Annotated in this window: 37 protein-coding genes; all 37 read right to left on the bottom strand. The window is 39.5% G+C overall.

Annotated elements, in window-relative coordinates; all coding sequences use genetic code 11:
* Positions 1 to 909, bottom strand: coding sequence for a phosphate acyltransferase (locus HMPREF9257_RS01995; RefSeq protein WP_006417849.1), 909 nt, complete (start codon positions 907 to 909; stop codon positions 1 to 3).
* 14 nt (positions 910 to 923) lie between these two features.
* A complete protein-coding gene (locus HMPREF9257_RS02000; RefSeq protein WP_006417951.1) occupies positions 924 to 1,973 on the bottom strand; it encodes a PTS sugar transporter subunit IIC in 1,050 nt (349 codons plus the stop codon).
* Positions 1,974 to 1,987: 14 nt separating this feature from the next.
* Entirely contained in the window at positions 1,988 to 3,400 is a 1,413-nt protein-coding gene (gene lpdA, locus HMPREF9257_RS02005; protein ID WP_006417738.1) for a dihydrolipoyl dehydrogenase, read from the bottom strand.
* Positions 3,401 to 3,407: 7 nt separating this feature from the next.
* On the bottom strand, positions 3,408 to 4,727 hold the full coding sequence (locus HMPREF9257_RS02010; RefSeq protein ID WP_006417807.1) for a dihydrolipoamide acetyltransferase family protein: 1,320 nt from the start codon (positions 4,725 to 4,727) through the stop codon (positions 3,408 to 3,410).
* A 13-nt stretch (positions 4,728 to 4,740) separates the two neighbouring features.
* Positions 4,741 to 5,718, bottom strand: a complete 978-nt coding sequence (locus HMPREF9257_RS02015; RefSeq protein WP_006417927.1) for an alpha-ketoacid dehydrogenase subunit beta — start codon at positions 5,716 to 5,718, stop codon at positions 4,741 to 4,743.
* A gap of 1 nt (position 5,719) precedes the next feature.
* Positions 5,720 to 6,826, bottom strand: a complete 1,107-nt coding sequence (pdhA, locus tag HMPREF9257_RS02020; protein ID WP_006417783.1) for a pyruvate dehydrogenase (acetyl-transferring) E1 component subunit alpha — start codon at positions 6,824 to 6,826, stop codon at positions 5,720 to 5,722.
* Positions 6,827 to 6,842: 16 nt separating this feature from the next.
* Positions 6,843 to 7,838: a D-2-hydroxyacid dehydrogenase gene (locus tag HMPREF9257_RS02025; RefSeq protein ID WP_006417900.1), complete on the bottom strand. Its 996-nt coding sequence runs from the start codon at positions 7,836 to 7,838 to the stop codon at positions 6,843 to 6,845.
* A 328-nt stretch (positions 7,839 to 8,166) separates the two neighbouring features.
* A complete protein-coding gene (locus tag HMPREF9257_RS02030) occupies positions 8,167 to 10,122 on the bottom strand; it encodes a flavocytochrome c (protein WP_006417801.1) in 1,956 nt (651 codons plus the stop codon).
* Between the two features lie 158 nt (positions 10,123 to 10,280).
* Positions 10,281 to 11,051: a tRNA pseudouridine(38-40) synthase TruA gene (gene truA, locus HMPREF9257_RS02035; protein WP_006417947.1), complete on the bottom strand. Its 771-nt coding sequence runs from the start codon at positions 11,049 to 11,051 to the stop codon at positions 10,281 to 10,283.
* Positions 11,052 to 11,056: 5 nt separating this feature from the next.
* A complete protein-coding gene (locus tag HMPREF9257_RS02040; RefSeq protein ID WP_006417854.1) occupies positions 11,057 to 11,860 on the bottom strand; it encodes an energy-coupling factor transporter transmembrane component T family protein in 804 nt (267 codons plus the stop codon).
* The gene (locus tag HMPREF9257_RS02045; protein WP_006417830.1) at positions 11,850 to 12,746 is read right to left on the bottom strand and encodes an energy-coupling factor ABC transporter ATP-binding protein; all 897 of its coding nucleotides are present in this window, start codon (positions 12,744 to 12,746) and stop codon (positions 11,850 to 11,852) included. The genes HMPREF9257_RS02040 and HMPREF9257_RS02045 overlap by 11 nt, the downstream gene beginning before the upstream one ends.
* Positions 12,716 to 13,555 carry an energy-coupling factor ABC transporter ATP-binding protein gene (locus HMPREF9257_RS02050; RefSeq protein ID WP_006417916.1) on the bottom strand — a complete coding sequence of 280 codons (840 nt, stop codon included), beginning with the start codon at positions 13,553 to 13,555 and terminating at the stop codon, positions 12,716 to 12,718. The genes HMPREF9257_RS02045 and HMPREF9257_RS02050 overlap by 31 nt, the downstream gene beginning before the upstream one ends.
* Positions 13,556 to 13,782: 227 nt before the next feature.
* Positions 13,783 to 14,163 carry a 50S ribosomal protein L17 gene (gene rplQ, locus HMPREF9257_RS02055; RefSeq protein ID WP_006417726.1) on the bottom strand — a complete coding sequence of 127 codons (381 nt, stop codon included), beginning with the start codon at positions 14,161 to 14,163 and terminating at the stop codon, positions 13,783 to 13,785.
* Positions 14,164 to 14,190: 27 nt separating this feature from the next.
* Positions 14,191 to 15,135 (bottom strand): DNA-directed RNA polymerase subunit alpha, encoded by a 945-nt coding sequence (locus tag HMPREF9257_RS02060; RefSeq protein ID WP_006417945.1) that lies wholly within the window; start codon positions 15,133 to 15,135, stop codon positions 14,191 to 14,193.
* A gap of 76 nt (positions 15,136 to 15,211) precedes the next feature.
* The gene (gene rpsK, locus HMPREF9257_RS02065) at positions 15,212 to 15,604 is read right to left on the bottom strand and encodes a 30S ribosomal protein S11 (protein ID WP_006417891.1); all 393 of its coding nucleotides are present in this window, start codon (positions 15,602 to 15,604) and stop codon (positions 15,212 to 15,214) included.
* A gap of 25 nt (positions 15,605 to 15,629) precedes the next feature.
* Positions 15,630 to 15,992 (bottom strand): 30S ribosomal protein S13, encoded by a 363-nt coding sequence (gene rpsM, locus HMPREF9257_RS02070; protein ID WP_006417765.1) that lies wholly within the window; start codon positions 15,990 to 15,992, stop codon positions 15,630 to 15,632.
* Positions 15,993 to 16,016: 24 nt separating this feature from the next.
* Positions 16,017 to 16,130, bottom strand: coding sequence for a 50S ribosomal protein L36 (rpmJ, locus tag HMPREF9257_RS02075; RefSeq protein WP_006417732.1), 114 nt, complete (start codon positions 16,128 to 16,130; stop codon positions 16,017 to 16,019).
* Positions 16,131 to 16,157: 27 nt separating this feature from the next.
* Positions 16,158 to 16,376, bottom strand: a complete 219-nt coding sequence (gene infA, locus HMPREF9257_RS02080) for a translation initiation factor IF-1 (RefSeq protein WP_006417815.1) — start codon at positions 16,374 to 16,376, stop codon at positions 16,158 to 16,160.
* A gap of 51 nt (positions 16,377 to 16,427) precedes the next feature.
* Complete coding sequence (locus HMPREF9257_RS02085) at positions 16,428 to 17,078, bottom strand: adenylate kinase (protein ID WP_006417753.1); 651 nt, start codon at positions 17,076 to 17,078, stop codon at positions 16,428 to 16,430.
* 31 nt (positions 17,079 to 17,109) lie between these two features.
* On the bottom strand, positions 17,110 to 18,402 hold the full coding sequence (gene secY / locus HMPREF9257_RS02090; RefSeq protein WP_006417890.1) for a preprotein translocase subunit SecY: 1,293 nt from the start codon (positions 18,400 to 18,402) through the stop codon (positions 17,110 to 17,112).
* Positions 18,402 to 18,842: a 50S ribosomal protein L15 gene (gene rplO / locus HMPREF9257_RS02095; RefSeq protein WP_006417778.1), complete on the bottom strand. Its 441-nt coding sequence runs from the start codon at positions 18,840 to 18,842 to the stop codon at positions 18,402 to 18,404. The genes secY and rplO overlap by 1 nt, the downstream gene beginning before the upstream one ends.
* A gap of 36 nt (positions 18,843 to 18,878) precedes the next feature.
* Positions 18,879 to 19,058: a 50S ribosomal protein L30 gene (gene rpmD / locus HMPREF9257_RS02100; protein WP_006417893.1), complete on the bottom strand. Its 180-nt coding sequence runs from the start codon at positions 19,056 to 19,058 to the stop codon at positions 18,879 to 18,881.
* Between the two features lie 13 nt (positions 19,059 to 19,071).
* Complete coding sequence (gene rpsE, locus HMPREF9257_RS02105) at positions 19,072 to 19,575, bottom strand: 30S ribosomal protein S5 (RefSeq protein WP_006417829.1); 504 nt, start codon at positions 19,573 to 19,575, stop codon at positions 19,072 to 19,074.
* Between the two features lie 20 nt (positions 19,576 to 19,595).
* On the bottom strand, positions 19,596 to 19,952 hold the full coding sequence (gene rplR, locus HMPREF9257_RS02110; protein WP_006417767.1) for a 50S ribosomal protein L18: 357 nt from the start codon (positions 19,950 to 19,952) through the stop codon (positions 19,596 to 19,598).
* A gap of 50 nt (positions 19,953 to 20,002) precedes the next feature.
* Complete coding sequence (rplF, locus tag HMPREF9257_RS02115; protein WP_006417856.1) at positions 20,003 to 20,539, bottom strand: 50S ribosomal protein L6; 537 nt, start codon at positions 20,537 to 20,539, stop codon at positions 20,003 to 20,005.
* Between the two features lie 39 nt (positions 20,540 to 20,578).
* On the bottom strand, positions 20,579 to 20,977 hold the full coding sequence (gene rpsH / locus HMPREF9257_RS02120; protein ID WP_006417843.1) for a 30S ribosomal protein S8: 399 nt from the start codon (positions 20,975 to 20,977) through the stop codon (positions 20,579 to 20,581).
* Between the two features lie 40 nt (positions 20,978 to 21,017).
* A complete protein-coding gene (locus tag HMPREF9257_RS02125) occupies positions 21,018 to 21,203 on the bottom strand; it encodes a type Z 30S ribosomal protein S14 (protein ID WP_006417841.1) in 186 nt (61 codons plus the stop codon).
* Between the two features lie 17 nt (positions 21,204 to 21,220).
* The gene (rplE, locus tag HMPREF9257_RS02130; protein ID WP_006417942.1) at positions 21,221 to 21,763 is read right to left on the bottom strand and encodes a 50S ribosomal protein L5; all 543 of its coding nucleotides are present in this window, start codon (positions 21,761 to 21,763) and stop codon (positions 21,221 to 21,223) included.
* 23 nt (positions 21,764 to 21,786) lie between these two features.
* Positions 21,787 to 22,092, bottom strand: coding sequence for a 50S ribosomal protein L24 (rplX, locus tag HMPREF9257_RS02135; RefSeq protein WP_006417804.1), 306 nt, complete (start codon positions 22,090 to 22,092; stop codon positions 21,787 to 21,789).
* A 24-nt stretch (positions 22,093 to 22,116) separates the two neighbouring features.
* On the bottom strand, positions 22,117 to 22,485 hold the full coding sequence (gene rplN, locus HMPREF9257_RS02140; protein WP_006417952.1) for a 50S ribosomal protein L14: 369 nt from the start codon (positions 22,483 to 22,485) through the stop codon (positions 22,117 to 22,119).
* A gap of 33 nt (positions 22,486 to 22,518) precedes the next feature.
* The gene (gene rpsQ / locus HMPREF9257_RS02145; protein WP_006417886.1) at positions 22,519 to 22,785 is read right to left on the bottom strand and encodes a 30S ribosomal protein S17; all 267 of its coding nucleotides are present in this window, start codon (positions 22,783 to 22,785) and stop codon (positions 22,519 to 22,521) included.
* 22 nt (positions 22,786 to 22,807) lie between these two features.
* Positions 22,808 to 23,005 carry a 50S ribosomal protein L29 gene (gene rpmC, locus HMPREF9257_RS02150; protein ID WP_006417722.1) on the bottom strand — a complete coding sequence of 66 codons (198 nt, stop codon included), beginning with the start codon at positions 23,003 to 23,005 and terminating at the stop codon, positions 22,808 to 22,810.
* Positions 22,995 to 23,429 (bottom strand): 50S ribosomal protein L16, encoded by a 435-nt coding sequence (gene rplP, locus HMPREF9257_RS02155; protein WP_006417839.1) that lies wholly within the window; start codon positions 23,427 to 23,429, stop codon positions 22,995 to 22,997. The genes rpmC and rplP overlap by 11 nt, the downstream gene beginning before the upstream one ends.
* A gap of 2 nt (positions 23,430 to 23,431) precedes the next feature.
* Positions 23,432 to 24,091: a 30S ribosomal protein S3 gene (rpsC, locus tag HMPREF9257_RS02160; protein WP_006417733.1), complete on the bottom strand. Its 660-nt coding sequence runs from the start codon at positions 24,089 to 24,091 to the stop codon at positions 23,432 to 23,434.
* 1 nt (position 24,092) lies between these two features.
* Positions 24,093 to 24,449: a 50S ribosomal protein L22 gene (rplV, locus tag HMPREF9257_RS02165; RefSeq protein ID WP_006417800.1), complete on the bottom strand. Its 357-nt coding sequence runs from the start codon at positions 24,447 to 24,449 to the stop codon at positions 24,093 to 24,095.
* Positions 24,450 to 24,466: 17 nt separating this feature from the next.
* Positions 24,467 to 24,748: a 30S ribosomal protein S19 gene (rpsS, locus tag HMPREF9257_RS02170; RefSeq protein ID WP_006417757.1), complete on the bottom strand. Its 282-nt coding sequence runs from the start codon at positions 24,746 to 24,748 to the stop codon at positions 24,467 to 24,469.
* Positions 24,749 to 24,782: 34 nt separating this feature from the next.
* Positions 24,783 to 25,613: a 50S ribosomal protein L2 gene (gene rplB / locus HMPREF9257_RS02175; protein ID WP_006417737.1), complete on the bottom strand. Its 831-nt coding sequence runs from the start codon at positions 25,611 to 25,613 to the stop codon at positions 24,783 to 24,785.

The raw sequence follows: 25,613 nt of genomic DNA on the forward strand, positions 1-25,613 counted from the left end.
CTACTTACTAGCATTCATTATAGTTTGGGCCAATAAAATGGAAGCATATTTTTCTTCTGCACTGGCAGATCGAGAGGTCAAAATAATTGGCACCTCTGCCCCCATGATAATCCCCGCCATCATAGCTCCTCCAAATAAAATCAAGGCTTTACTAAAAGAATTACCTGTTACTATATTAGGAACCATAACAATATCAGCATCTCCTTGAATTTGACCCGCGTAATTCTTTTCTTTAGCGATGTCCGGTACTAAACTAATATCAGTCGATAAAGGACCTTCCACAATTTCCGGACGGTTAGCATAATATTCCGTCAATTGTACTTGAATATTTGATGAAGCCAATTTAGAAATAGGCTCTTCTGAGGCAGATAATAAAGTGACTTTTGGATTTTGAATCCCTAGACTTTGAAACACCTCAATCCCATGTTGAATAATAATTTTGCTATCTTCAAAATCAGGTTCTAAAGCCATGCCACCGTCAGTAATTCCAATTAACCGGTCTAGTTTAGGAACATAAAGTACAGCAACATGGGTTAAAAGTTGGCTTTTACGAATCCCATTTTCTTTATTCACAACTGGTTTTAATAGGCGACCTGTCGACAATTTACCTTTCATAATGGCTGAGATTTTATTTTCTTTTGCTAACTTCACAGCTGCTTGACTGGCCTGATCATCATCCGCTTGGTCGATAATCTGATAGCTTTCCGCAGGTAAGTCATATTTTTCAAGTAAGCTCTGTAACTTAGCTTGATCATCAATCAAATACACAAAGGTATCACCGCGATGAATGGTATCTTTAATACATTCTAAGACATGGTTATCAGCTGCTTTCACCACAGCTAAAGTCAGTTTTTGATTATGACTGGTATTTTTTTCATAACTTTCTTTAATTGAACTTACTAAAGTCATAATTCAACTCCTTACTAAATATTTAAGAAATAATCTTGTTCAGTTACAACAGGTACTACCTTGGTAAATACATACTTAAAGAGAATACCAAAGGCTATCGGTGCAACGGCAAATACGATTAAAGTAATAATAATATTCATAAATGACCAACCACCTGCAGCGAGATTCAAGTGATTAATTGGCCCTACTAAACCAGAGAAACCAAAGCCCGCACTCATTGGGGTACCTTGAATATTAAAGAGACTTGCCAGAATACCACAGCATGCTGCATTCGCAATAATTGGAATAAGGGTGGCTGGTTTTTTAACCACGTTTGGCATAGACATTTTGGGCGAACCAATGAAATGCGCTAAACTGGTTCCTTTTGAATTTACATTCCAACCCATAATGGCTAAACCAAAGCCACAAGCACAAATCCCAAGGTTAGCTGCACCAGACCCAACGCCTGCTAGTGAGATTGCCAGTGCAATCCCTACCGTCGTAATCGGAGAAACAATTAAAATGGCAAAAATTATCGCAATTAAAATACACATAATAAGTGGTTGTAGGTTTAATAAGGAGGCGACCCCTTGTCCAATTACAGTGGTAATCATTGATACATAAGGTAAGAGTAAGCGCCCGATGCTCCCTACAACAACGAGTAATAGGGCAGGAATTACTAAAATTGTATAAGCTTTGAGCTTATTCCCAATCCAAAGAATAATTGCAGCACCAATTGCAGCTGTAATCCCCATATTAATAATGTCACCCGTTCCAGCAATTGCTAGACTACCTTCATTTATTTGAACGGCACCTGAAGCGAACATAGTTGCTAAACCTAATGAGGCTGACTGAATTGGATTAAACTTAAAATTCATCCCAATCATGGTCCCACAAACGAGACCCATCATTGAATTAGACATTGATAAAGCAGCGGCCACCATCGCCAAGCTTGGCATATTTGGGACTAAAGCTTTGACAATTTCACTTAATAAAGCGCCTGGGATCAATACAACGACTGCCCCGATAGCTAGCCCATTAAGCACATTCATTAAAAACTGTTTTCCAGAAATCTTTTCATCCATAGTTTTTCCTCTTTCTATTGATGAATACCTTGTCCTAATAGGACTTCACTTGTATCCGTAATGGCTTCACCTAATGATGGATGATTATGAATCGTTAATACGATATCTTCTGCCGTCATTAAGTTTTCAATCGCCAGGGTCACTTCACCGATTAATTCGGCAACTTCTTGACCAACCATTTGAGCTCCTACAATCCGCTTGCTTTCTTTTTCAGAAATTAAACGGATAAACCCTTCGGTTTCATTTTTTGATAAGGCTCTCCCATTGCCTGCAAAATGGAAGGTCGCTTTTTTAACTGCCATGCCTTTTTCCTTAGCTTGGGCTTCAGTCAAGCCAACCACTGCAATTTCAGGACTGGTATAGCAAACAGTTGGAATCACTTGATAATCCACTGCTGCACCCGCGTCGCCTGCGATGGCGGCTGCTGCCACTTTACCTTCATAAGATGCTTTATGGGCTAAAGCTGGGCCGGCAACAATATCACCAATGGCATAGATATGGGCTTGGTTGGTTTTTCCTTGTTGATCGACAGGAATAAAGCCTCTTTCATCCACTTTCACACCGGCTAACTCCAGACTCAAGTTATCGGTGTTGGGTCTACGACCTACCACTACAGCTAACATATCGGCCTCAATGCTTTGTTCTTGGCCCTCTACTTCATAAACCACTTTAAGACCGGCATCTTGGTCTTGAACTGATTTTGCTTTGGCATTGGTAATAATTTCCATGCCCACTTTTTTAGCATAGTTTAAAACAGGTTTAACTAAGTCTTTTTCAAAGGCATTTAGGACAGAGGTCATCCCTTCTAGAACAGTTACCTTAGAGCCCAAATTAGCATAGGCTAAGGCTAACTCCATGCCGATATAACCGCCACCGACCATAACCAAGCGTTCAGGTAATTCTTTTAAATTTAATAATCCCGTTGAGTCTAATACCTTATCTGAAAATTCAAAGTTAGGAATTTGAATCGGACGACTACCTGTCGCAATAATACAATTATTGAAAGAATAGGAGATTCCTTGTTCCTCACCCTGCATCACATGCAGGGTATTGGCAGAGGTAAAGAAGGCTTCACCTTCGACAATTTCTACTTTATTTTTCTTCAACAAGCTACGTACACCCTTAGTTAAGGTACTTACAACCGTATTGTTCTTCCAGTCTTGCATTTTTCCAAAGTCTAACTTAGCCGGTTGATAGGAAATCCCATTCGGTGTCTCAGATAGTGTTTTGACATAATCATGTCCGGTTGAAATTAAAGCCTTAGATGGGATACACCCTTCATTAAGACAAACACCACCGACATGTTCTTTTTCAATAATAATTACTTTTTGACCAAGTTGAGCAGCGCGGATGGCGGCTACATAGCCACCAGGTCCTGCACCAATCACAATTGTATCTGCTTCTTTACTAAAATCACCAACTACCATTTGCTTATCATCCTTCCGCTAATAATAAATCTGGGTTGTGTAAATATTCTTTCAATTGGTTAATTGCTTTTTGAACATACACTCCATCAACTACCCGATGGTCAAAGGCAAACGATAATTTCATCACTGGTTTAAGAACTGGGTTACCTTCTTCATCTGGTAAAAATACTTTTTCAATGCGGCCAGGAGCAAAAATTGCCACTTCAGGTTGGTTAATCACTGGGGTTGACCATACCCCACCTGTTGCAACACCAGCAACATTTGAAAGGGTCATTGAGCCGTGGTTCATATCCTTAGTGGTTAATTTACCTTCATTTGCTTTTTGTGATAATTGGCTCACTTGTTCAGCAATATCAAAGAGACTTAAGCGTTCGGCATTGCGAATCATCGGTACAAATAAGCCAGTTGGCGTATCGGTAGCTACCCCGATATTGTAATAATTATGGTAGTAGACTTCGCTTTTTGCCAAATTCATTGAAGCATTTAAATTAGGGAAACGTTTCAACATGGCCACCAAGGCTTTGACAAAGTAGGCCGTATAAGTCAACTTAATATCTTTTTCTGCCGCAATAACTTTCAACCGATCGCGATGTTCAACTAACTTAGATACTTCAACTTGGTCAAAGACAGTCACATGCGGAGAAATTTGTTTACTTTCAACCATTGCCTTAGCAATCGCTTTACGGACAGCAGGAATTTTCTCGATTCGATCTGCTTGGCTGTCATTGGATTGGTCTTGATAAGGTTGAACCTTGCTGTCAGATACCGGATTAACTACTTCAACCTGAGTTTCAGCATGTGTCGGTTGACTGGTTTCTCCCTCAAGTGATTGCGCTTGTGGATTTTCTAAGTATGCATCGATATCTTCAATGGTTACCTTGCCATGGTTACCCGTACCTTGAATATTTGCTATATTTACCCCTTTGGTCCGGGCATATTTTCTAACTCGAGGAATAGCCATCACACGAATATCATCATTGACTTCAATGACTTCAGCCCCAGATTTTGCTTTAGGTTTTTGTGGTTGATCTTCGGTTGACGCTTGCGGTGCTTCTGATTCAAGCCCATTTTCTTCCGTTGGACTGGCACTGCCTTCGGTTTCAATATCAGCTATCGGCTTGCCTACTATTCCCATTTCCCCTTCTTGAACGTGTAGTTTACGGATAATCCCTGACACAGGTGATGGCAATTCTACCACTGCTTTATCAGATTGGATTTCTAAAAGAGGTTCATCTTCTTCAACATGGTCTCCTTCTTTAAAAAACCATTGAACAATTTCGCTTTCGTAGGTACCTTCACCTGCGTCTGGCATAATAAATTGATACATGTTTTCCCCTCCCTTAGAATTCAATAATTTCTTTTGCTTTAGCAATGATATCTTGGCTATTTGGAATCCATACTGATTCAGAGGCACCAAAAGAATAAACCGTATCTGGTCCAGAAATACGTTCAACTGGTGCATCTAATTCCATAAAGCAACGAGTTTGAATATCACTCACTAATTGGCCACCAATACCGCCTGATCTTTGTGCTTCTTGAACCACTAAAGCCCGGTGAGTTTTGTTAACAGACGCTTCAATCGTTTCATAATCAAATGGGGAAACCGTTCTTAAGTCAACTACTTCTGCTTCAATACCTTCTTTGGCTAATTCTTCGGCTGCTTTCATAGCTTCCACAACCATAGCTCCATAAGCGATAATTGAAATGTCTTTACCCTCTTTAACAATATTTGCTTTATCAAGCGGCACTGTATAATAACCTTCTGGCACTTCATCTTTAACAGAACGATAGAGTTTTAGATGTTCCATAAATAGGACTGGGTCATTAGATTCTACCGCTGAAATGATAAGCCCTTTGGCATCATAAGCGGAAGAAGGAATGACAATCCGTACCCCAGTTGCTTGGGAAAGTAGCCCTTCAATGCTATCTGAATGCAACTCAGGTGTATGCACACCTCCACCAAAAGGCGCACGAATAGTGACTGGCATTTTACGGGTACCACCATAACGGTAGCGGTAACGAGAAATCTGAGCCACTAAGGCATCCATTGCTTCAAGATAAAAACCAGAAAATTGTAATTCTGGAATTGGGCGGAAACCAGTTGTTGCTAAACCTATCGTAATGCCTAAGATTCCTGATTCAGCTAAAGGTGTATCAAAAATCCGTTTTTCACCGAACTCCTTTTGTAGGCCATCTGTTATCCGAAAGACCCCACCATTTAAACCAACATCTTCACCATAAATTAAGATCTTGTCATCTTTTTTTAGGACTTCACGTAAGCCTTCAGTAATTGCTTGAGCTAAAGTTAATACGGTCATATTAATTCATCTCCTTTTGTTCATAAAGCTTGATTTGTTCACGGATAATTTGTGGTTGAACTTCATACATATGTTTCAATAAGTCTGATACCTTCATTGCAGGCTCTTCAGCCATTCTAGCTAAGGCTTCTTTGACATCTTGTTTACATTGTTCAACGATTTTTTCTTCATGGTCTGAATCCCATAAACCTTTTCCTTTAAGGAATACCCGCATCCGATGAAGTGGATCCTTTGTCCGCCATTCTTCAACTTCATCATCTTGACGGTAACGTTTCGGATCATCTGACATGGTATGTGGCCCAAAACGATAGGTTAAGGCTTCAATAAGGACAGGACCATTTCCTGCTAAAGCATATTCTCGTGCTTGCTTAACGGTCGCGTACATTGCCAATGGATCCATCCCATCCACTTGTACTGAGGCGATACCCACACTAACACCTTTTTGGGCCAAAGTTTCAGCTTTGGTTTGCTTAGAAATTGGTACTGAGATTCCATAGCGATTGTTTTGAATAATCGTAATTAATGGAGCTTTATATACGCCCGCAAAGTTAATCCCTTCATAGAAGTCACCTTGTGACGTTGCAGCATCCCCACAATAGGCCATAACAACATTTTCTTTTCCTTGTCTTTGGTATCCCATCGCTACGCCAGCTGCTGGTAGAATAGTTCCACCTACGATAACTTGAGGCACAAAAGCTTGGAAATCTTCATCAAATTGATTCCCAGCAACATGCCCTTTGTACCATAAAAAGCCTTTATAAAGAGGAAGACCATGTAAGGTAAGCGCACCGACATCACGATAGGTTGGCGCAAAGAAGTCACCATCATGCAAGGCTGCCATAGTAGCGATTTGACTCGCTTCTTGCCCTCCCGCTGGGGCATAGTTTCCAAGAGCTCCTTGACGATTTAAGATAATCGTTCTTTCGTCTAAGGTTCTTGCCCATACCATATATTCCATAATTTTAACTAATTCTTCATCAGTTAGACTATCTACCGTTTTTTGATCGAGAATTTTTCCATCCTTATCCAATACTGAAACAGTTTCAAATTGGTCTTTATATTTTTCAATATTTTTCTTGAAGTCCAAAGAACTTAGCTTAACTGTCATATTAATCTGTCCTTTCTTAATTCACACGATTCTTAGTAGTGCCAGTATTAATCACATCGAGGGTTGCCTGTAATCCACCTTCAACCAAATTCTTAACAGCGGTATCGGTGTAATAAGCAATATGTGGGGTAAATTCAATTTTTTCATGGTCTAAGATTCTCTTAAACATATCATCCTCAATTGGCTTATTTGACCAATCTTTAGGAATATAATCGCCTTCAAATTCATAAGTATCCAAGGCTGCATGTTCAATTTTTCCACTATCAAGGGCATCAATTAGGGCTTGGGTGTCCACCAAACCACCCCGAGCCATATTTACGAAATAGGCGCCATCTTTCATCTTGGCAAACATATCCGCATCAAAAAGATGATGATTTTCCTTAGTCAAAGGCATTTGTAGAACAACCACATCAGCATCTTTAATCGTATCTTCGACTGAATCTTGGTAGTCAACAAAATCTCGAATTTGGTCATTTGGATACAAATCGAAACCTAATACTTTAGCACCAAAACCATTAAATAAACGACCAATAATTTGACCAATCCGACCTGTTCCTAGAATTGCCACTGTCATCCCATGCATAGTTTTAGCACGAATCACTGGTTCCCATTTAAAGTTTTGATCTTTAACCCGATGCTTGATTATATTAACTTTACGAACCATCATCATCGTTGAAGTAACCACGAATTCTGCAATGGATTCAGGTGAGTAAGATGGAACATTGGTAACAATAATGTCATTGGCGGTTGCTAAATCCAAATCATACATATCGGTTCCAGCAGAACGTTGAGCAATTTGTTTGATGCCTAGTTCATGGAGCTTTTCGTAGACAGAAGCTTCTGGTGCAACAACTTGACTTAAGGTAATCCCATCTGCTCCAGCTGCTTTTGCGACACTGGCCGTACTTAAAATATCTTCAACAAACTCAATTTCTACATCATTTTCCTGAGCCCAATTTTTAGCAATTTCAAGCTCTTCTTCTTTTGCAGAAAACATTACGATCTTTTTCATTATTTTCCTCCTAGGTTTCTTAATTCCGAAAGCGCTTTACAAATATTATATTAAAGTTAAATAATGCGCTTTCAAAATATATATAAGGTATAGATGTATAAGAAAGTTTTATACTTACCCTAAATATGACTTATAGTTAACCTGTTATAGTGGTGATGCTATTTATCCATCTTAATTCCCCCTATTCACCTAAGGAAAAATCAGTTGAAATTAATCGATTCCCATTAATCCACATAAAAAAACGCCAAGCCATTCAGTCAGTAAAGGTATGCTCTAAATCTGACTAAATGAATTAGCGTTTTTGCTTATTATTTAATTTTAGAAATTACTATTTCACAACTTCCTTACCAGCAATCCGACCAAAGGTCATAATATCTGCAATAGCATTACCACCTAAACGGTTCCCCGCATGGATACCACCGGTTGTTTCACCAACCGCGAATAGACCAGGTATTACTTGACCATCTTTATCTAAAACTTGGGTTTTAGAGTTGATGGCAATACCACCCATGGTGTGGTGAACAGAGGGTGACCGTGGTGTCGCATAGAATGGACCGACATCAATTTTACGACCAAAGTTGGTCTTACCAAAGTCAGGGTCTTCCCCTGCATCAATATAAGAATTATACTTATCAATTTCACTAACCAAGGTTTCAGGATCTGCCCCAATTTGTTCAGCTAGTTCTTCCAAAGTATCGGCCTTATAGATAGATTTACTTGCAATTAAATCTTCGACCTTATCGCCCCAACCATTCTTACCATCTTTGATACCCGCAGTTTCTTCATCACAGATGATATAGAAAGTTTGATCAGGTTGTTCTAAAGCTGCTGCTGCTAGAACATCACGTTCTGAATATTCATTGACAAAACGTTTACCTTCGCCATTGACAAAGACTTGGTCTTCAGCAGACCCCCAAACACCACCACCAAGAGAACCAGTACCTGGTTGTGAACTTGGCATTAATTGAATAAATTCCATACCAGTGGTATCTGCATCAACAGCTTGAGCCATCACAATCCCATCACCCGTAATGTTAGGTGAGTTGGTGGTACCCATATCTAGAGGAATATCTTCCCAATAATTATTATATTCTTGACGCATTTTAGGATTAGCCCCAAAACCACCGGTAGCAATAACAACCCCTTTATTAGCTTTCAAGGTTAGTTGGCTACCATCTTTCTTACTTGCTTTGACACCGACAACTTTGCCATCTTCTTGAATGAGTTCTTCACCCCTAGTTTCAAGTAAAATTTGTACTCCGTTTTCTTCCGCCTTATTCGCAAATGGGGTTACGATTCCTTCCCCAATCCCTTTAACTAAGACATGAGACCGTGGCCATAAAGCCCCTAAAATAGTAGAGGTTTGATCAGAAAATTCAACTCCATTATCTTCCATCCAATGAAGGGTATCCAAGGAATTATTCGTTAAAGTTGTAACCAAATCATAGTTTCCTGAAATTTCTTTTCCATCTTTGTCTTCCCGTTTACCTCCAATATAAGTATGGATGGCATGTAGTTCCGGTGAGTCAAAGAGATAGGTTTCGCCACTGTCAAAATATTCCTTAATTTGGCCTTGTAATTTTTCAAAAGTTGGAGCGAAATCACCATAATTTGCTGGGTCATCTTCCAAATAGCCTTGTAATTGTTCCTTCAGGGTATCCGTAATTTCTTGGTTTTGTTCCCGGTCAGGATCATAAGTATTAAAACCAGCTCCAGAAATTAAGGTATTCCCACCGACTGCGATATTTTTTTCGATTAAGATAACTGAAGCGCCTTCTTCAGAAGCAGAAACGGCAGTAGCTAAACCAGCTCCACCCCCACCAATGACAATGACATCAGCTTCCATTTCTTCATCATCTTGGGCAGTTGTTTCATTTTTTCGTTCTTTTAAAGCATTGATATTCCCACCAGCTTGAGTTAAACAATCCGTTACGGCAGCTATTAAAGCCCCTGTTGACTTACTTGCACCTGAAACTGTATCTACCGCTAAGGTTTGTTCATTTTGGATGGTTTCAACTAACTTATCAATCGACACATTCCCTAAACCTTCCGTTTCTTCGTGGTTCACCTTGATAGATTCGATGGTATCTTCACTCACCGTCACTTCAACCTCTACAGGACCATGGTTACCTTCCGCACTCGCCTTATATGTCCCTGGCGTAAATATAACCCCATCATCCCACTTGGTTTCTGCCAGTGAGCTTTGGTTACTTTGAGATAATATAAACAAGCCTACCACTAGGATCGCACTCAACGTCAATAGCCATTTCAACGTATTCTTCACAATATTTCCTCCTTCTAAAAATATAATAATTATTTCACAATAATAATTATATAATATTTTCACAAAATTCCCAATAATTTTTGAAAACGTTTTTTCTTTTCGTAAAAATTTATTTCACGGTATATAAATAAACCCCCGTTAAAAACGGGGTTTTAATACTATTTAAAAATATCCTCTTTATAATCCACCCGGTAGAGATATAAACCTGATGGATCAGCAGTCGGGCCAGCCTGGTTTCGGTCTTTGACTGCCAACAAACGTTTAAATTCATCTACAGGTTTCAAACCATCGCCAATCTGCAACAAAGTTCCCACAATAATCCGGACCATATTATAAAGAAAACCATTACCAGCAATCATAAACCTTAATTCCTGGTTAACTAGGTCCTCTTCAATTGTAGCAAATTTAATCGTCCGCACCTTATCTTCCTTATCCGAATGGGTCGAACAAAAAGAAGTAAAGTCATGCTGACCCACTAAGTCAGTTAAGGCTCTTTGCATCTTGCCTAGATCATAGCGATAAGGATGGTGCAAGGTATAAAACCGTTTAAAGGGATCGGGATAGGCTTGGGTATCAATCCGATAAAGATAAGCTTTACCGATAGCATGGTAACGAGCATGAAAGTCCGGCGCCACCTGGCTGACTGCTACAACCCGAATGTCCTTATTTAAAATAGAATTTAAAGCCTTGGCCAAAGCTAGAGGATGAATTTCAAAATCCAAGTCAAAATGCACTACTTGCCCCAAGGCATGAACACCCGAATCGGTCCGACCAGAAGCCACGGTCAAAACGGGATGATCAGCTGGCCGCTTAGCCAACTTCAAAAGGGCTCGGTCAAGCTGGGCTTGGACGGAAGGTCCATTGGGTTGAACTTGGTAGCCCACATAGTTACTGCCATCATATTCTACTTTAATTGCATAGCGTGGCATAAGACCTACCCCAAGAAGCGGAGGCCAATAAGGACCGCCGTAATTAGAATAAGGGCCAAAACAGCTAATGCATCAATTCGCTCATAGGATAGTTGCCGGTACTTGGTCCGTCCCTCACCGCCCCGATAACCCCGCGCTTCCATGGCATTGGCCATTTCTTCCGCCCGGTTAAAGGCTGAGACAAAAAGCGGAATCAGGATTGGAATAATGGCTTTAATCCGGTCCATAAAGGAACCTTCATTGAACTCAACGCCCCGTGACCGTTGGGCATTCATAATTTTTTGAGCTTCATCCATTAAAGTTGGAACATACCGTAAAGCAATCGATAACATTAAAGCAATCTCATGGGAAGGAAAACCAAACTTAGCTAAGGGTCTCAGTAAATGTTCAATTCCATCCGTTAATTCTAAGGGGGCTGTGGTTAGGGTAAGAATGGTTGAGAATACAATAATCAAAACTAAACGGAGAAAGATAAAGATTCCCGAAACAATCCCTGCAGAAGTAATGGCTAGGGGTCCTAAATGGAAATAAACCGTCCCACCTGTAGAAAATAAGATTTGAAAGGCAACCGTAAAGAGAATCAACCAAATCATAGGTTTGATCCCATTTAAGAAAAAGCTGATTGAAATCTTGGATAGAAGCACTAAAGTTAGAGCGACTAGAACTAAGAATAGGTAACCCATCCAGTTATTAGCCAAAAAGACTAAGAAAATAAAATAGAATGTAGCCAATAATTTAGTTCGGGGGTCAAGTCGGTGGATTAAAGAGTCGCCTTTAATATAACGACCTAATAAGAGTTTATCTAGCATGGTGACCTCCTTGAACTTGGGCCGCTTTCATAGCCACCAATTGGTCTGCCAGGTCAGCAACGGATAAGACAGTGGTTATACTACGATCAAGCGTCGGGTTGGCCTTAACAATATCTTCTAAGAACCCTGTGGCTCTTGGTAAATCTAACTGCTTGGCTTCCAACCATTGACTGTCGGCAAAAATTTCTTGCGGACTGCCTTTTTTAACTACTGTACCGCCTTCCATCACAACCACATAGTCGGCATAATCAGCCACATCATCCATTTGGTGGGTGACCATAACCAGGGTAATCCCATCTTGGCGGTGTAAGTTCATAAACATTTCCATCATGTTTTTATGACCTAAAGGGTCCAATCCAGCAGTCGGTTCATCTAAAACCAAAACTTCTGGTTCTAAGGCTAAGACCCCCGCAATTGCCACCCGCCGCATTTGTCCTCCGGATAAGTCAAAGGGTGACCGCTCATAAAGATATTCTGGGAGCCCGACTAAGGCTAATTTCTCACGGGCAATCCGTTCAGCTTCTTCTTCCGACACCTTAAAGTTCAAAGGTCCAAACATAACGTCTTTTAAAACCGTTTCTTCAAATAGTTGTGACTCAGGAAACTGAAAGACCACACCCACCTTCTTACGAAGTGGTTTCAAAGATCCATGTTCCGAATCCTTGGTCACCGTAAAATTATCTAACTCAATCGTGCCTTCTGTTGGCCGTAAGAGCATATTTAAATGTTGAATCAAGGTAGACTTACCTGAGCCAGTATGGCCAATAATGGCGGTTACCCTGCCCACAGGGATGGTGACATTCACATCATGCATGGCCCGGAATTCAAAAGGTGTGCCCGCACTATAGGTATGGCCTACTTGTTTAAATATGATTGGTTGATCCATGCTAGTAAAGCCTCCTCATCCATATAGTGATCGGGTACGTCTACCCCACGCGCCTTCAAGGTTGAAATCAATTTCTGAGCAAAAGGTAAGTCCAAGCCCATTTCAATGAGTTGGTCGCCCAAGGCAAAAACCTCAGCTGGCTGAGCTTGCATGGTAAAATGACCGTCTTTTAAAATAAAAATCCGGTCAGCGCGCGAAGCTTCATTAATATCATGGGTAATTGAAATGACAGTTAAGTCATGGTCTTCCTTAATTTGGTCCACGATCGAAATAATTTCTTGTCGGCCCTTAGGGTCCAACATAGCCGTGGCTTCATCAAGTATAATGACTTGCGGACGAAGGGCAATCACAGATGCAACCGCCACTCTTTGCTTTTGTCCACCAGATAAGCGTGCCGGCTCCTTATCTATAAATTCAGACATCCGGACTAAATCTAGAGCTTCCTTAACCCGGTCCACCATTTCCTCCCGTGGCACACCCCGGTTTTCCATACCAAAAGCCACGTCGTCTTCTACCGTAGAACCCACAAATTGATTATCAGGATTTTGGAAAACCATGCCGACGGCTTGACGAATATCCCAAACAGTCTCGGCATTTAATTCTTTACCGTCAACGATAATCTGACCAGAGTCGGGAACCAAAAGGCCATTTATCATCTTAGCTAAGGTTGATTTACCTGAGCCATTGGGACCAATGATGGCAATCCATTCGCCTTTTTTTATTTCTAATGAAACATCTTTAAGTACCTGGCTTTCACTCATCGGATAGTGAAAATTCAAGTCTTTTATTTCAATAATATTCTCAGACATTATTTCCTCCTGTTATTTTCCTTCATAGCTAAGGCCAAAACCGAAGTTATGATTTTAGCTATAAAAAAAAACACTTACGATGATAGCACAGGGTTAGCAAGAATTACCTTGCTAACCAAACATTATTGAATCTATTATATCAATAAGCGTGCTACAGAGCTAGACTAATAGAAATTAATCATAACACTCTCCATCATAAAGTGATTTCTACTCATTAATGAAATCAACTATACTAATTCGATAATTGCCATAGGGGCAGCGTCACCACGTCTTGGTGATGTTTTAAGAATACGAGTATAACCACCATTACGGTCAGCATAACGTGGTCCATAAACATCAAACAAACGGTGTAATACGCGTTCAACCACTACTTGGTCATCTTCGATGCGGGCATCAGCAATTTCATTGCGTAAGAAAGCAGCTGCTTGACGACGGCTTGCTAAGTCACCTTTTTTAGCTAAAGTAATCATTTTTTCAACTGATTTACGTACTTCTTTAGCACGGGTTTCAGTAGTAACAATACGTTCATTGATGATCACATCTGTCGTTAAGTCGCGTAACATCGCTTTACGTTGCGCACTTTTTCTACCTAATTTACGGTATCCCATGTGTCAATCCTCCTTCTTAAAAATATCCTAATCTTCGTCTCTTAAGCCAAGGCCTAAGTCGTTTAATTTATTTTTTACTTCAGTTAATGATTTACGGCCCAAGTTTCGAACCTTCATCATTTCAGCCTCTGTCTTATTCGTTAATTCTTGAATTGTATTAATACCAGCCCGTTTCAAGCAGTTATAAGACCGTACGGATAAGTCTAACTCTTCAATGGTCATGACTAATACTTTTTCTTTTTCAGTTTCTTCTTTTTCGACCATGATTTCTACATCTCTAGCTTCTTCATTAAGATCTACAAATACATTTAGATATTCGATCAAGATTTTAGCTGCTAAACTTAACGATTTTTCAGGGCTGATTGATCCATCTGTCCAAATATCAAGGGTTAATTTGTCACAAATATTTTGTTGACCAATCCGAGTATTCTCAACTTGGTAATTAACTTTCTTGACAGGTGTATAGATGGAGTCAATTGGCAATACGCCAATCGTTGTATCATCTGATTTATTAAAATCACTACGAACATAACCGCGTCCTGTGGATGCATTTAATAACATCTTGATTTCAGCACCTTCAGCAAGGGTACAGATTTCAAGTTCAGGATTTAAGATTTGAACGTCATTATCATGAATAATATCAGCAGCTGTCACGATTTTAGGACCTACTGCATTTAATTCTAAGACCTTGTCTTCTTCAGTATATAACTTCAAAGCTAGGTTCTTAATATTTAAGATAATAGTAGGTACATCTTCAACAACACCGTCAATGGTTGCAAACTCATGGACAACACCATCAATTTGAATGCTTGTTACGGCTGCTCCTGGTAATGAAGATAATAAAATACGACGTAATGAGTTTCCAAGGGTTGTTCCGTATCCACGTTCAAGTGGTTCAATAACGATCTTACCGTATTTTTCATCGTCACTCACTTGAATAGTAGTAATTTCTGGTTTTTCAATTTCGATCATGGTGATAATTTTCCCCTTTCAAAACGTTTGTTTCAATGATAAGAGTGCGTTCAAATTAATGAAGTGATAATTATCATTAGACACGGCGACGTTTTGGAGGACGACAACCGTTATGTGGGATTGGTGTTACGTCACGGATGGCAGTAACATCTAAACCAGTAGCTTGTAATGAACGGATAGCAGATTCACGACCTGAACCTGGTCCTTTAACAGCTACTTCTACAGATTTCATTCCATGTTCCATTGCGCCTTTGGCAGCAACTTCAGATGCCATTTGAGCAGCGTATGGAGTAGATTTACGTGAACCACGGAAACCTAATGAACCAGCGGAAGACCAAGAAATAGCATTTCCGTTTTCATCTGTGATCATAACAATTGTATTGTTAAAGGTTGAACGAATATGTGCAATTCCTTTTTCTACATTTTTCTTGACACGACGGCGTCTACGCGCATTTTGTCTTTTAGCCATTTGTGAATACCTCCTTTATTAATTATTATTTTTTGCCTGCAAGTGATTTTTTAGGTCCCTTACGAGTACGGGCATTGTTCTTTGTGTTTTGTCCACGAACTGGTAAACCACGACGATGGCGTAAGCCACGGTATGATCCGATTTCTTGAAGACGTTTAATGTCCATCCGGATATCACGGCGTAAGTCACCTTCAACCTTGATACCATCAATGATTTGACGGATACGGTCTAATTCTTCGTTAGTGAGGTCTTTGACACGAGTGTCTTCGCTCACGTTTGCTTCTGCTAAAATATTTTGAGCGGTTTTTTTACCAATACCAAAAATATATGTTAATGAGATAACAACACGTTTGTCACGTGGGATATCGACACCAGCAATACGAGCCATAAATCTATTTCCCTCCTTTATATATTATCCTTGACGTTGTTTATGTTTAGGATTTTCGCAAATCACCATAACTTTACCGTTACGACGGATAACTTTACATTTTTCACACATTGGTTTTACAGATGCTCTAACTTTCATTTTATTCCCTCCTCATTCAACTTAGGATTATTTGAAACGATACGTAATACGACCTTTAGTTAAATCATAAGGAGACATTTCGACTGTAACTTTATCTCCTGGTAATATACGAATATAATTCATACGGATTTTACCTGAAACATGAGCTAAAATCTCATGACCATTTTCTAATTCAACTTGGAACATCGCATTGGGTAAGGTTTCAAGAACTGTACCTTCAACTTCAATCATATCATCTTTAGCCATATGGGTTACCTCCTCAATAATACCAGTATAGATAAGTTATCTAGTGACTGTTTACTCACCTAATATGTCACGAATATGTCTGTAAACGACTTCGATGTCTTCTTGACCATTGACTTCATGTAAGATACCTTCTTGGCGGTAGTGGTCTAAAATTGGGCTAATTGAATCCATTTGTAATTGAATCCGGTGACTAACCTTTTCAGGTTTGTCATCTTCCCGTTGATAGAAATCACTGGCACCGCAATTATCGCAAACACCATCTACTTTAGGTGGGTTGTATAATTTATGATAGGTTGCTCCACATGAGCGACAAATAATACGGCCACTCAAGCGTTCTTTTAAGACTTCTGGATCGACCTTGATATAAATCACGGCATCCAAGCTTGAGTTAATATCTTTAAGATTAGCTTCAAGGGCTTGGGCTTGATTTAAGGTTCTTGGATAACCATCAAGCATAAAGCCATTGGCTTTAACATCACTTTGTGCTAAACGTTCTTTTACCAAATTATTGGTAATTTCATCAGGGACTAAATTACCTGCATCAGTAAAGGCTTGAGCTTGTTTTCCTAATTCAGTTTGATTCTTAATTGCTTCCCGGAAAATATCACCGGTAGCGATATGAATCATATCGTAATCACGGGAAATCATTTCGCTTTGTGTTCCTTTACCTGCACCTGGTAGACCCATTAATAGAATATTCATTCTCATCCATCCTTATCTCATTGACTTCGTTCTATTGATATAAGAATCCTTTATAACGACGTGTGGTAACCCGACCTTCAATTTGCTTAGCTGTTTCAATCCCAACCCCAACAACGATTAACAAACTTGTACCTGACAAGGATAAATTCATTGGAATTTTATAGAAGAAACCAATCACAATTGGAAGAACCGCAATAATGGTTAAGTATAAAGATCCTACGCCACTTAATCGGTTAATTAAGCTAGTAATGTAGTTTTCAGTATCTTTACCAGGGCGTACACTTGGAATATAACCACTTTGTTTTTGCAGATTTTCTGCCACTTTTTCTGGATTTACTTGCACTAATGAATAGAAGTAAGTAAAGGCAATTAAGAGAATGGTATAGAAAATTGCACCATAGGGATGTTGTAAATTAAAGACTTTCATAAAGAATTTAAGAACCGGTCCTGCCTTCTCAGTATTCATAAATGAGAAAATCATTTGCGGCGTTGTAATGAAAGATGACGCAAAGATAACAGGAATTACACCAGCTGAGTTAATTTTTAGTGGGAGATGGGCAGTTGTATTGGTACCAGACACCTTTTTAGCATGGTGGATGGGTAACCGTCTTTGCCCGCGTTCCATGATGACAACTACAACAATTGAAATAAAAATTGCTAAAACAATTAATGCTAAAACAATTAAATTCTGTTGTAACTTATCACCTGCACCGACAATGCTTGATTCATAGTAAGAGTAAAAGTCCTTCGGTACTTGTGCCACAATCCCCGCAAAGATTATCATGGACACACCATTACCAACCCCATGACGGGTAATCATTTCCCCTAACCAGACCAATAACATTGATCCAGCCGTTAAAATGATTGCGATGGTCACATAGGTTGCTGTTGAAGGATTTTTAACTAAGCCTAAACCTGACAATTGGTTGAAACCAAAGGATAAGCCAAGGGCTTGGGCAAAACCTAAAACTATTGCTGTATAGGTTGTTGCTTGGTTTAATTTGCGTCGGCCAACCTCACCTTGCTTAGCCCACTCAGTAAACTTAGGTACTAAGTCCATTTGTAAAAGTTGGATTACAATCGAACTAGTGATATAAGGGGAAACCCCTAAAGCAAATAAAGAATATTTCTTTAAGGCTCCACCACCAAAGGTATTAAGTAAAGCGAGTACCCCAGTATTGGATAATTCAGAAATAGCTGAAGCATCCACACCAGGAACTGGGATATGAGATCCTAGACGGAAGATTGCAAAAATAAACAAAGTATAGAGTAGTCGTTTGCGGACGTCCTTACTGGATAAAGCATTTTTAATGAAGGTAAACATTAAATCACCTCTATTGATCCACCAGCGGCTGTAATAGCTTCTTCAGCAGTTTTTGAAAACTTAGCAGCTTGAACAGTTAACTTTTTAGTTAATTCGCCATTACCTAAGATTTTCACACCTGATAATTCTTTTTTAACGATTCCTTCTTCAACTAATAATGCAGGTGTAACGGTAGTTCCATCTTCAAATTTGTTTAAAGATTCTACATTTACAATAGCATAGTCTTTACGGTTAATGTTATTGAAACCACGTTTTGGTAAACGGCGGAATAATTGAGTTTGTCCACCTTCAAAACCTAAACGTACATTTCCACCAGAACGTTGTTTTTGTCCTTTTTGACCGCGTCCAGCAGTTTTACCATTACCAGACCCTTGGCCACGTCCAACACGGTTACGTTCTTTACGAGAACCTTCAGCAGGTTGTAAAGTATGAAGTTTCATGTTTGTTGGCACCTCCTTGTATATTCAGTATATAATTTATGCTTCCTTAACTTCAACTAAATGGCTGATTGATTTTAACATATTGCGAACTTGTTCGCTGTCTGCTTTAACAACCACACGATTTGGCCGAGTTAAGCCTAAAGATTTTGCAGTATCTACTTGGTTTTTAGGACGACCAAATAAGCTTTTAGTTAATTTAATTTCTAAATTTGCCATCTTAGGGTCCTCCTTAGCCTAAAATTTCTTCAACTGATTTGCCACGTAATTTGGCAACTGCTTCTGCTTCTTTTAAGTTTTTCAAACCTTCGATTGTTGCTGTGATCATGTTAATTGGGGTGTTAGAGCCCAATGATTTACTAGTAACATCAGCGATACCAGCTAATTCGACAACGGCACGAACAGGTCCACCTGCAGCAACTCCAGAACCGGCAACAGCTGGTTTTAATAACACACGGCCGCCACAGAATTCTCCAATCACTTCATGAGGGATTGTGGTACCGGTACGAGGTACGGCAATTAAGTGTTTCTTAGCATCTTCGATGGCTTTACGGATTGCTTCTGGTACTTCTTGTGCTTTACCAGTTCCGAAACCAACGTGACCATCTTTATCGCCAACTACAACAAGTGCAGAGAAGCGTAAACGACGACCACCCTTAACAACTTTAGTGACACGGTTAATCGCTACTACGCGATCTTCGATCTCACCTAAAGAATTTGGATTGATATAGTCCATTAATTGGTTTCCTCCTTCTATTAAAATTCTAGTCCATTTTCACGGGCTGCTTCAGCTAAAGCTTTCACACGACCATGATAAATGTAACCACCGCGGTCAAACACAACTTTTTTATGACCTGCAGCAACAGCACGTTCTGCAACTAATTTACCCACTTCAGTGGCTTGTTCAGTTTTAGTTCCGGCTTTAAAGTCTTTTTCATTACTAGAGGCACTAACTAGCGTCACACCCGCTACGTCATCAATTAATTGAGCGTAGATGTTTGTATTTGAACGAAATACATTTAAGCGTGGGCACTCAGCAGTACCAGAGATTTTATTTCTTACACGTTGATGTCTTTTTTGACGAGTCTTGTTTTTATCTGGTTTAGTAATCATTTTGTCACCTCTTTAAGTTTTTTAAGCAAAACAGAATAAGTAGTCGAGAACTATTTACCTGTTTTACCTTCTTTACGACGAACATATTCATCCACGTAACGAATACCTTTACCTTTATATGGTTCTGGTGGACGTACTTCACGGATTTGGGCAGCTACTTGGCCAACATGTTCTTTTGAAATACCAGAAACGGTAATTTCTGTATTTGAAGGGACTTCAAATTCGATATCGCCTTCTGCTTCAAATTCAACTGGGTGAGAAAGGCCTACGTTTAGGACTAATTTCTTACCTTGCAATTGAGCACGATATCCAACCCCAATTAATTGAAGTTGTTTCTTGAAGCCATTTGTTACGCCATCAATCATATTTGATACTAATGAACGAGTAGTACCGTGTAATGAACGGTTTAACTTGTTGTCATCAGGTCGTGTAAATGAAATTTGGCTTTCTTCGATATTTAAGTCAATGTTTGGGTGTAACTCGCGGGTTAATTCCCCTTTAGGGCCTTTGACTGTGATTGCGTGGCCATCTAAATTTACGGTTACGCCTGCTGGAATTTCTACTGGGTTTTTACCAATACGACTCACAGATCGCACCTCCTTGTAATTTATCTAATAATTAGTGGCTTACCATACGTAAGCAATCACTTCGCCGCCAATACCTGCTTGACGAGCTTTTTTATCAGTCATAACGCCATTTGATGTAGTAATGATGGCAATTCCTAAACCATTTAATACTTTAGGAAGTTGTTCAGCATTCACATAGTGACGTAAACCTGGTTTTGAAATACGTTTGATACCTGAGATAACTTTTTCATCATTTTTACCATATTTTAAGGTTAAGGTAATTACGTTTTGTTTGTTATCTTCTGCGACTTCAAATTTTTTGATGAATCCTTCTTCTTTTAAGATTTCTGCAATCGCTAGTTTAGCTTTTGAAGAAGGTGCAGAAACGGTTGCATGTCCTTGTGCATTAGCATTACGGATACGAGTTAGGAAATCTGCAATTGGATCTGTCATAACCATAGGTGTTTTACCTCCTTATTTCTTCTTAATTTCGAGTATTTTACCAGCTTGCTTTTTTAACGCCAGGAATTTGGCCTTTATAAGCTAGTTCACGGAAGCAAACACGGCATAGTCTAAATTTACGATAAACTGAATGTGGACGGCCACAACGTTCGCAACGAGTATATTCTTGAACTGGGAATTTTGCTTTACGTTGATTCTTTTCGATCATTGATTTCTTAGCCAATTATATTCGCCTCCTTCTTATTTTCTAAATGGCATGCCTAATTCTTTTAATAAGGCATATGATTCTTCATCTGAGTTAGCAGTAGTTACGATAACAATATCCATACCACGTACTTTATCAACATTATCAATGTTAACTTCAGGGAAGATTAATTGTTCTCTAACACCTAAAGTGTAGTTTCCACGACCATCAAAGGCTTTGTTTGAGACACCTTGGAAGTCACGAACCCGTGGTAATGATACTGAAATTAGTTTGTCTAAAAATTCATACATTTTTTGACCACGTAAGGTAACTTTAGCACCAATTGGCATTCCTTCACGTAAGCGGAATCCTGCGATTGATTTCTTCGCTTTAGTGATCACTGGTTTTTGACCAGAAATTAAAGTTAATTCGTCAACGGCTTTGTCTAAGTTCTTAGCATTAGATGTAGCATCGCCGACACCCATGTTAATGACGATTTTTTCGATTTTAGGAACTTGCATCACTGATGTATAGTTGAATTGTTCGACTAATTTAGGTGTTACTTCGTTGTTAAATTTTGTTTTTAAACGGCTTTCCATGTGGATAAATCCTCCTTCCCTGATTATTTAATAACTTCGTTAGATTTAGTTGACACACGCACTTTTTTGCCATCTTCAACACGGTAAGTTACCCGAGTAACTTCACCGGTCTTAGGATCAACAAGTTGTACATTTGAGGCATGAAGCGGAGCTTCAACTTCAACGATACCACCGGTTGATAATTGCGTAGGTTTTTGGTGTTTTTTGACAATGTTAATGCCTTCAACCACAACTTTATCTTCTTTAGGTAAGGTTTTTAGGACTGTGCCTTCTTTGCCTTTATCTTTACCAGCAATAACTTTTACTTTGTCGCCAGATTTAATACGCATTATGTATCCTCCTTCGTTATTTGATTACAGAACTTCTGGAGCTAATGAGACGATCCGCATATAGTTATTGTCACGTAGTTCACGGGCTACAGGTCCGAAAATACGAGTTCCACGAGGGGTTTTATCATCACGGATAATGACACATGCATTTTCATCAAATTTGATGTATGAACCATCTTTACGACGAGCACCTGATTTTGTTCTAACGATAACTGCTTTTACGACATCGCCTTTTTTGACAACTCCACCTGGTGTTGCTTGTTTAACCGTTGCAACAATCACATCACCAATGTTAGCGGTCTTACGTCCTGAACCTCCAAGTACTTTAATAGTTAATACTTCACGGGCACCTGAGTTGTCAGCAACTTTTAATCGACTTTCTGATTGAATCACTTGGTTATCCTCCTTCCGAGTAGACTAGATTGATTAGATAATAACTGCTTCTTCTACAATCTCAACTAAACGGAAGCGTTTCGTTTTAGATAATGGACGAGTTTCCATAATACGAACGATATCGCCTTCTTTGGCTTGATTGTTTTCATCATGGGCAGTATATTTCTTAGAATATTTCATTTGTTTGCCTAATTTTGGATGTTTTTTCCGAGTTTCAACGACAACAGTGATTGTTTTGTCATTTTTTGCGGATAAGACACGTCCTTGATAGACCTTACGTTGATTACGTTCTTCACTCATTACTTATAATACCTCCTTTGCCTTATTTGCCAGACAATTCTTGCTCGCGCATTACAGTTTTAATACGTGCAATTGATTTGCGAACTTGTTTGAGTTGAGCAGTGTTTTCTAATTGTCCTGTTGCTAATTGGAATCGAAGGTTAAATAATTCTTTTTTAAATTCTTTTTCTTTGGCTACCATTTCTTCAGTAGTCAATTCTCTAATTTCTTTAATTTGCATTCGATTCACCACCATATTCTTCACGTTTTACAAATTTAGTCTTGACAGGTAATTTGTGTGACGCTAAGCGGAATGCTTCACGTGCCACTTCTTCAGGCACACCATCAATTTCAAACATGATTTTGCCACGTTTTACTGGTGCAACCCATCCTTCAGGAGCCCCTTTACCAGAACCCATCCGGACACCGATTGGTTTAGATGTATATGATTTATGAGGGAAAATCTTAATCCATACTTTCCCACCACGTTTCATATAACGGGTCATCGCGATACGGGCAGCTTCAATTTGACGGTTGGTGATCCATTTAGATTCGACGGCACGAAGACCATATGAACCAAAATCAACATTCTTACCACCTTTAGCTTCTCCGTTCATTTGACCACGGAATTCACGACGGTGTTTTACACGTTTTGGTACTAACATGCTTATTTCCCTCCTTTGCCAGAGTTTTCTTGACCTGGTAAGATTTCACCACGGCAAATCCAAACTTTAACGCCGATTTTACCATAAGTAGTGTCTGCTTCTTCCCAAGCGTAGTCAATATCTGAACGTAGAGTATGTAATGGAACGGTACCTTCACTATAGTGTTCAGTACGAGCCATATCTGCTCCGTTCAAACGACCTGATACTTGTGTTTTGATTCCTTGTGCGCCAGCGCGCATTACACGTTGGATAGCTTGTTTTTGTGCACGACGGAAAGCAACACGGTTTTCTAATTGTTGTGCAATATCTAAAGCAACTAACTTAGCGTCTAAGCTAGGTTCTTTGATTTCAACGATATTAATATGAACTTTCTTACCTGTTAATTTGCTTAAGTCGTTACGTAAAGTATCAACTTCAGCTCCACCTTTACCGATAACCATACCTGGTTTAGCAGTGTGGATTGATACGATAACTCGGTTAGCAGCGCGTTCAATTTGAATTTGAGAAACTGAGGCATCTGTTAGTTTACCGTATACATAGTTACGAATACGTAAATCTTCATGTAAGAAATCGGCATAGTTCTTGTTGTTAGCGAACCATTTAGCATCCCAGTCACGGATAATGCCGACACGCATTCCTATTGGATGTACTTTTTGACCCATATTATGCCTCCTCTTTTTCTGATACTACCACTGTAATGTGGCTGGTACGTTTATTGATTGCAGAAGCAGAACCTTTTGCCCGTGGACGGTACCGTTTTAGAGTTGGTCCTTCGTTGACATAAGCTTCGCTTACATACAAGTTTTCTAAATCTAAATCATAATTGTGTTCAGCGTTTGCGATAGCTGACATCAATACTTTTTCAACGACTGGAGAGCCAGCTTTTGGTGTGAATTTCAAAATTGCGATTGCTTCACCAACGCTTTTCCCTCTGATTAAGTCTACTACCAAACGCACTTTACGAGGGGCAATACGAACTGTTTTAGCCGTTGCTGTTGCAGAAGTAATTTGTTCTGACATGTGTTTCCCCTCCTTTATTAGCGTTTAGCGGTCTTTTTATCGTCCGCTGCGTGACCTTTATAGGTCCGTGTTGGAACGAATTCGCCTAATTTATGTCCGACCATATCTTCTTGGATATATACTGGCACATGTTTACGGCCATCATAAACTGCAATGGTTAAACCAATGAAGTTAGGGAAGATGGTTGAACGGCGAGACCAAGTTTTAATAACTGATTTCTTAGGACTATCTGCTTGAGCTTCTACTTTTTTCATGAGATGGCCATCGACAAAAGGCCCTTTCTTTAAACTACGACTCAAAAGTGTAGCCTCCCTTCATATTATGTACTACGGTCTATTTTTTACGACCACGAATGATTAACTTGCTAGATTTCTTACGTGGGTTACGTGTTTTAGTACCCATTGTTTTCTTGCCCCATGGTGACATTGGACTTGGACGACCAATTGGAGCGCGTCCTTCACCACCACCGTGTGGGTGATCGTTAGGGTTCATTACAGAACCACGGACAGTTGGACGAACAGATAACCATCTTGTCCGACCAGCTTTACCTAAGTTAATCAATTCATGTTGTTCGTTACCAACAGTTCCAATGGTTGCACGACAAGTTGAAAGAATCATACGAACTTCACCTGAAGCTAAACGAACTAAGGTATATTTACCTTCTTGCCCTAATACTTGGGCACTTGCTCCAGCAGAACGAACTAATTGTCCACCTTTACCAGGTTTTAATTCGATGTTGTGGATAAATGTACCGACCGGAATGTTAACCAATGGTAAGGCGTTACCGATTTGGATATCGGCGTTTTCACCAGATTCAATTTTTTGACCTACTTTAATGCCTTTAGGGGCAATAATATAAGCTTTCACACCGTCTTCATAATGAACTAATGCAATATTTGCAGAACGGTTTGGATCATATTCAACTGTTGCGATGGTTCCGATGACACCATCTTTGTTACGTTTGAAGTCAATCACACGGTAAGCACGTTTATGACCGCCACCGTGATGACGAACTGTGATTTTACCTTGACTATTACGGCCAGCATTTTGTTTTTTTGATTCTAGTAATGTTTTTTCAGGTTTGTTCGTTGTAATTTCTGAAAAATCATAACCAGTCATGTTACGACGACCGTTTGTAGTTGGTTTATAATGTTTAATCGCCAC

The organism is Eremococcus coleocola ACS-139-V-Col8, from assembly GCF_000183205.1.
GTDB lineage: Bacteria > Bacillota > Bacilli > Lactobacillales > Aerococcaceae > Eremococcus > Eremococcus coleocola.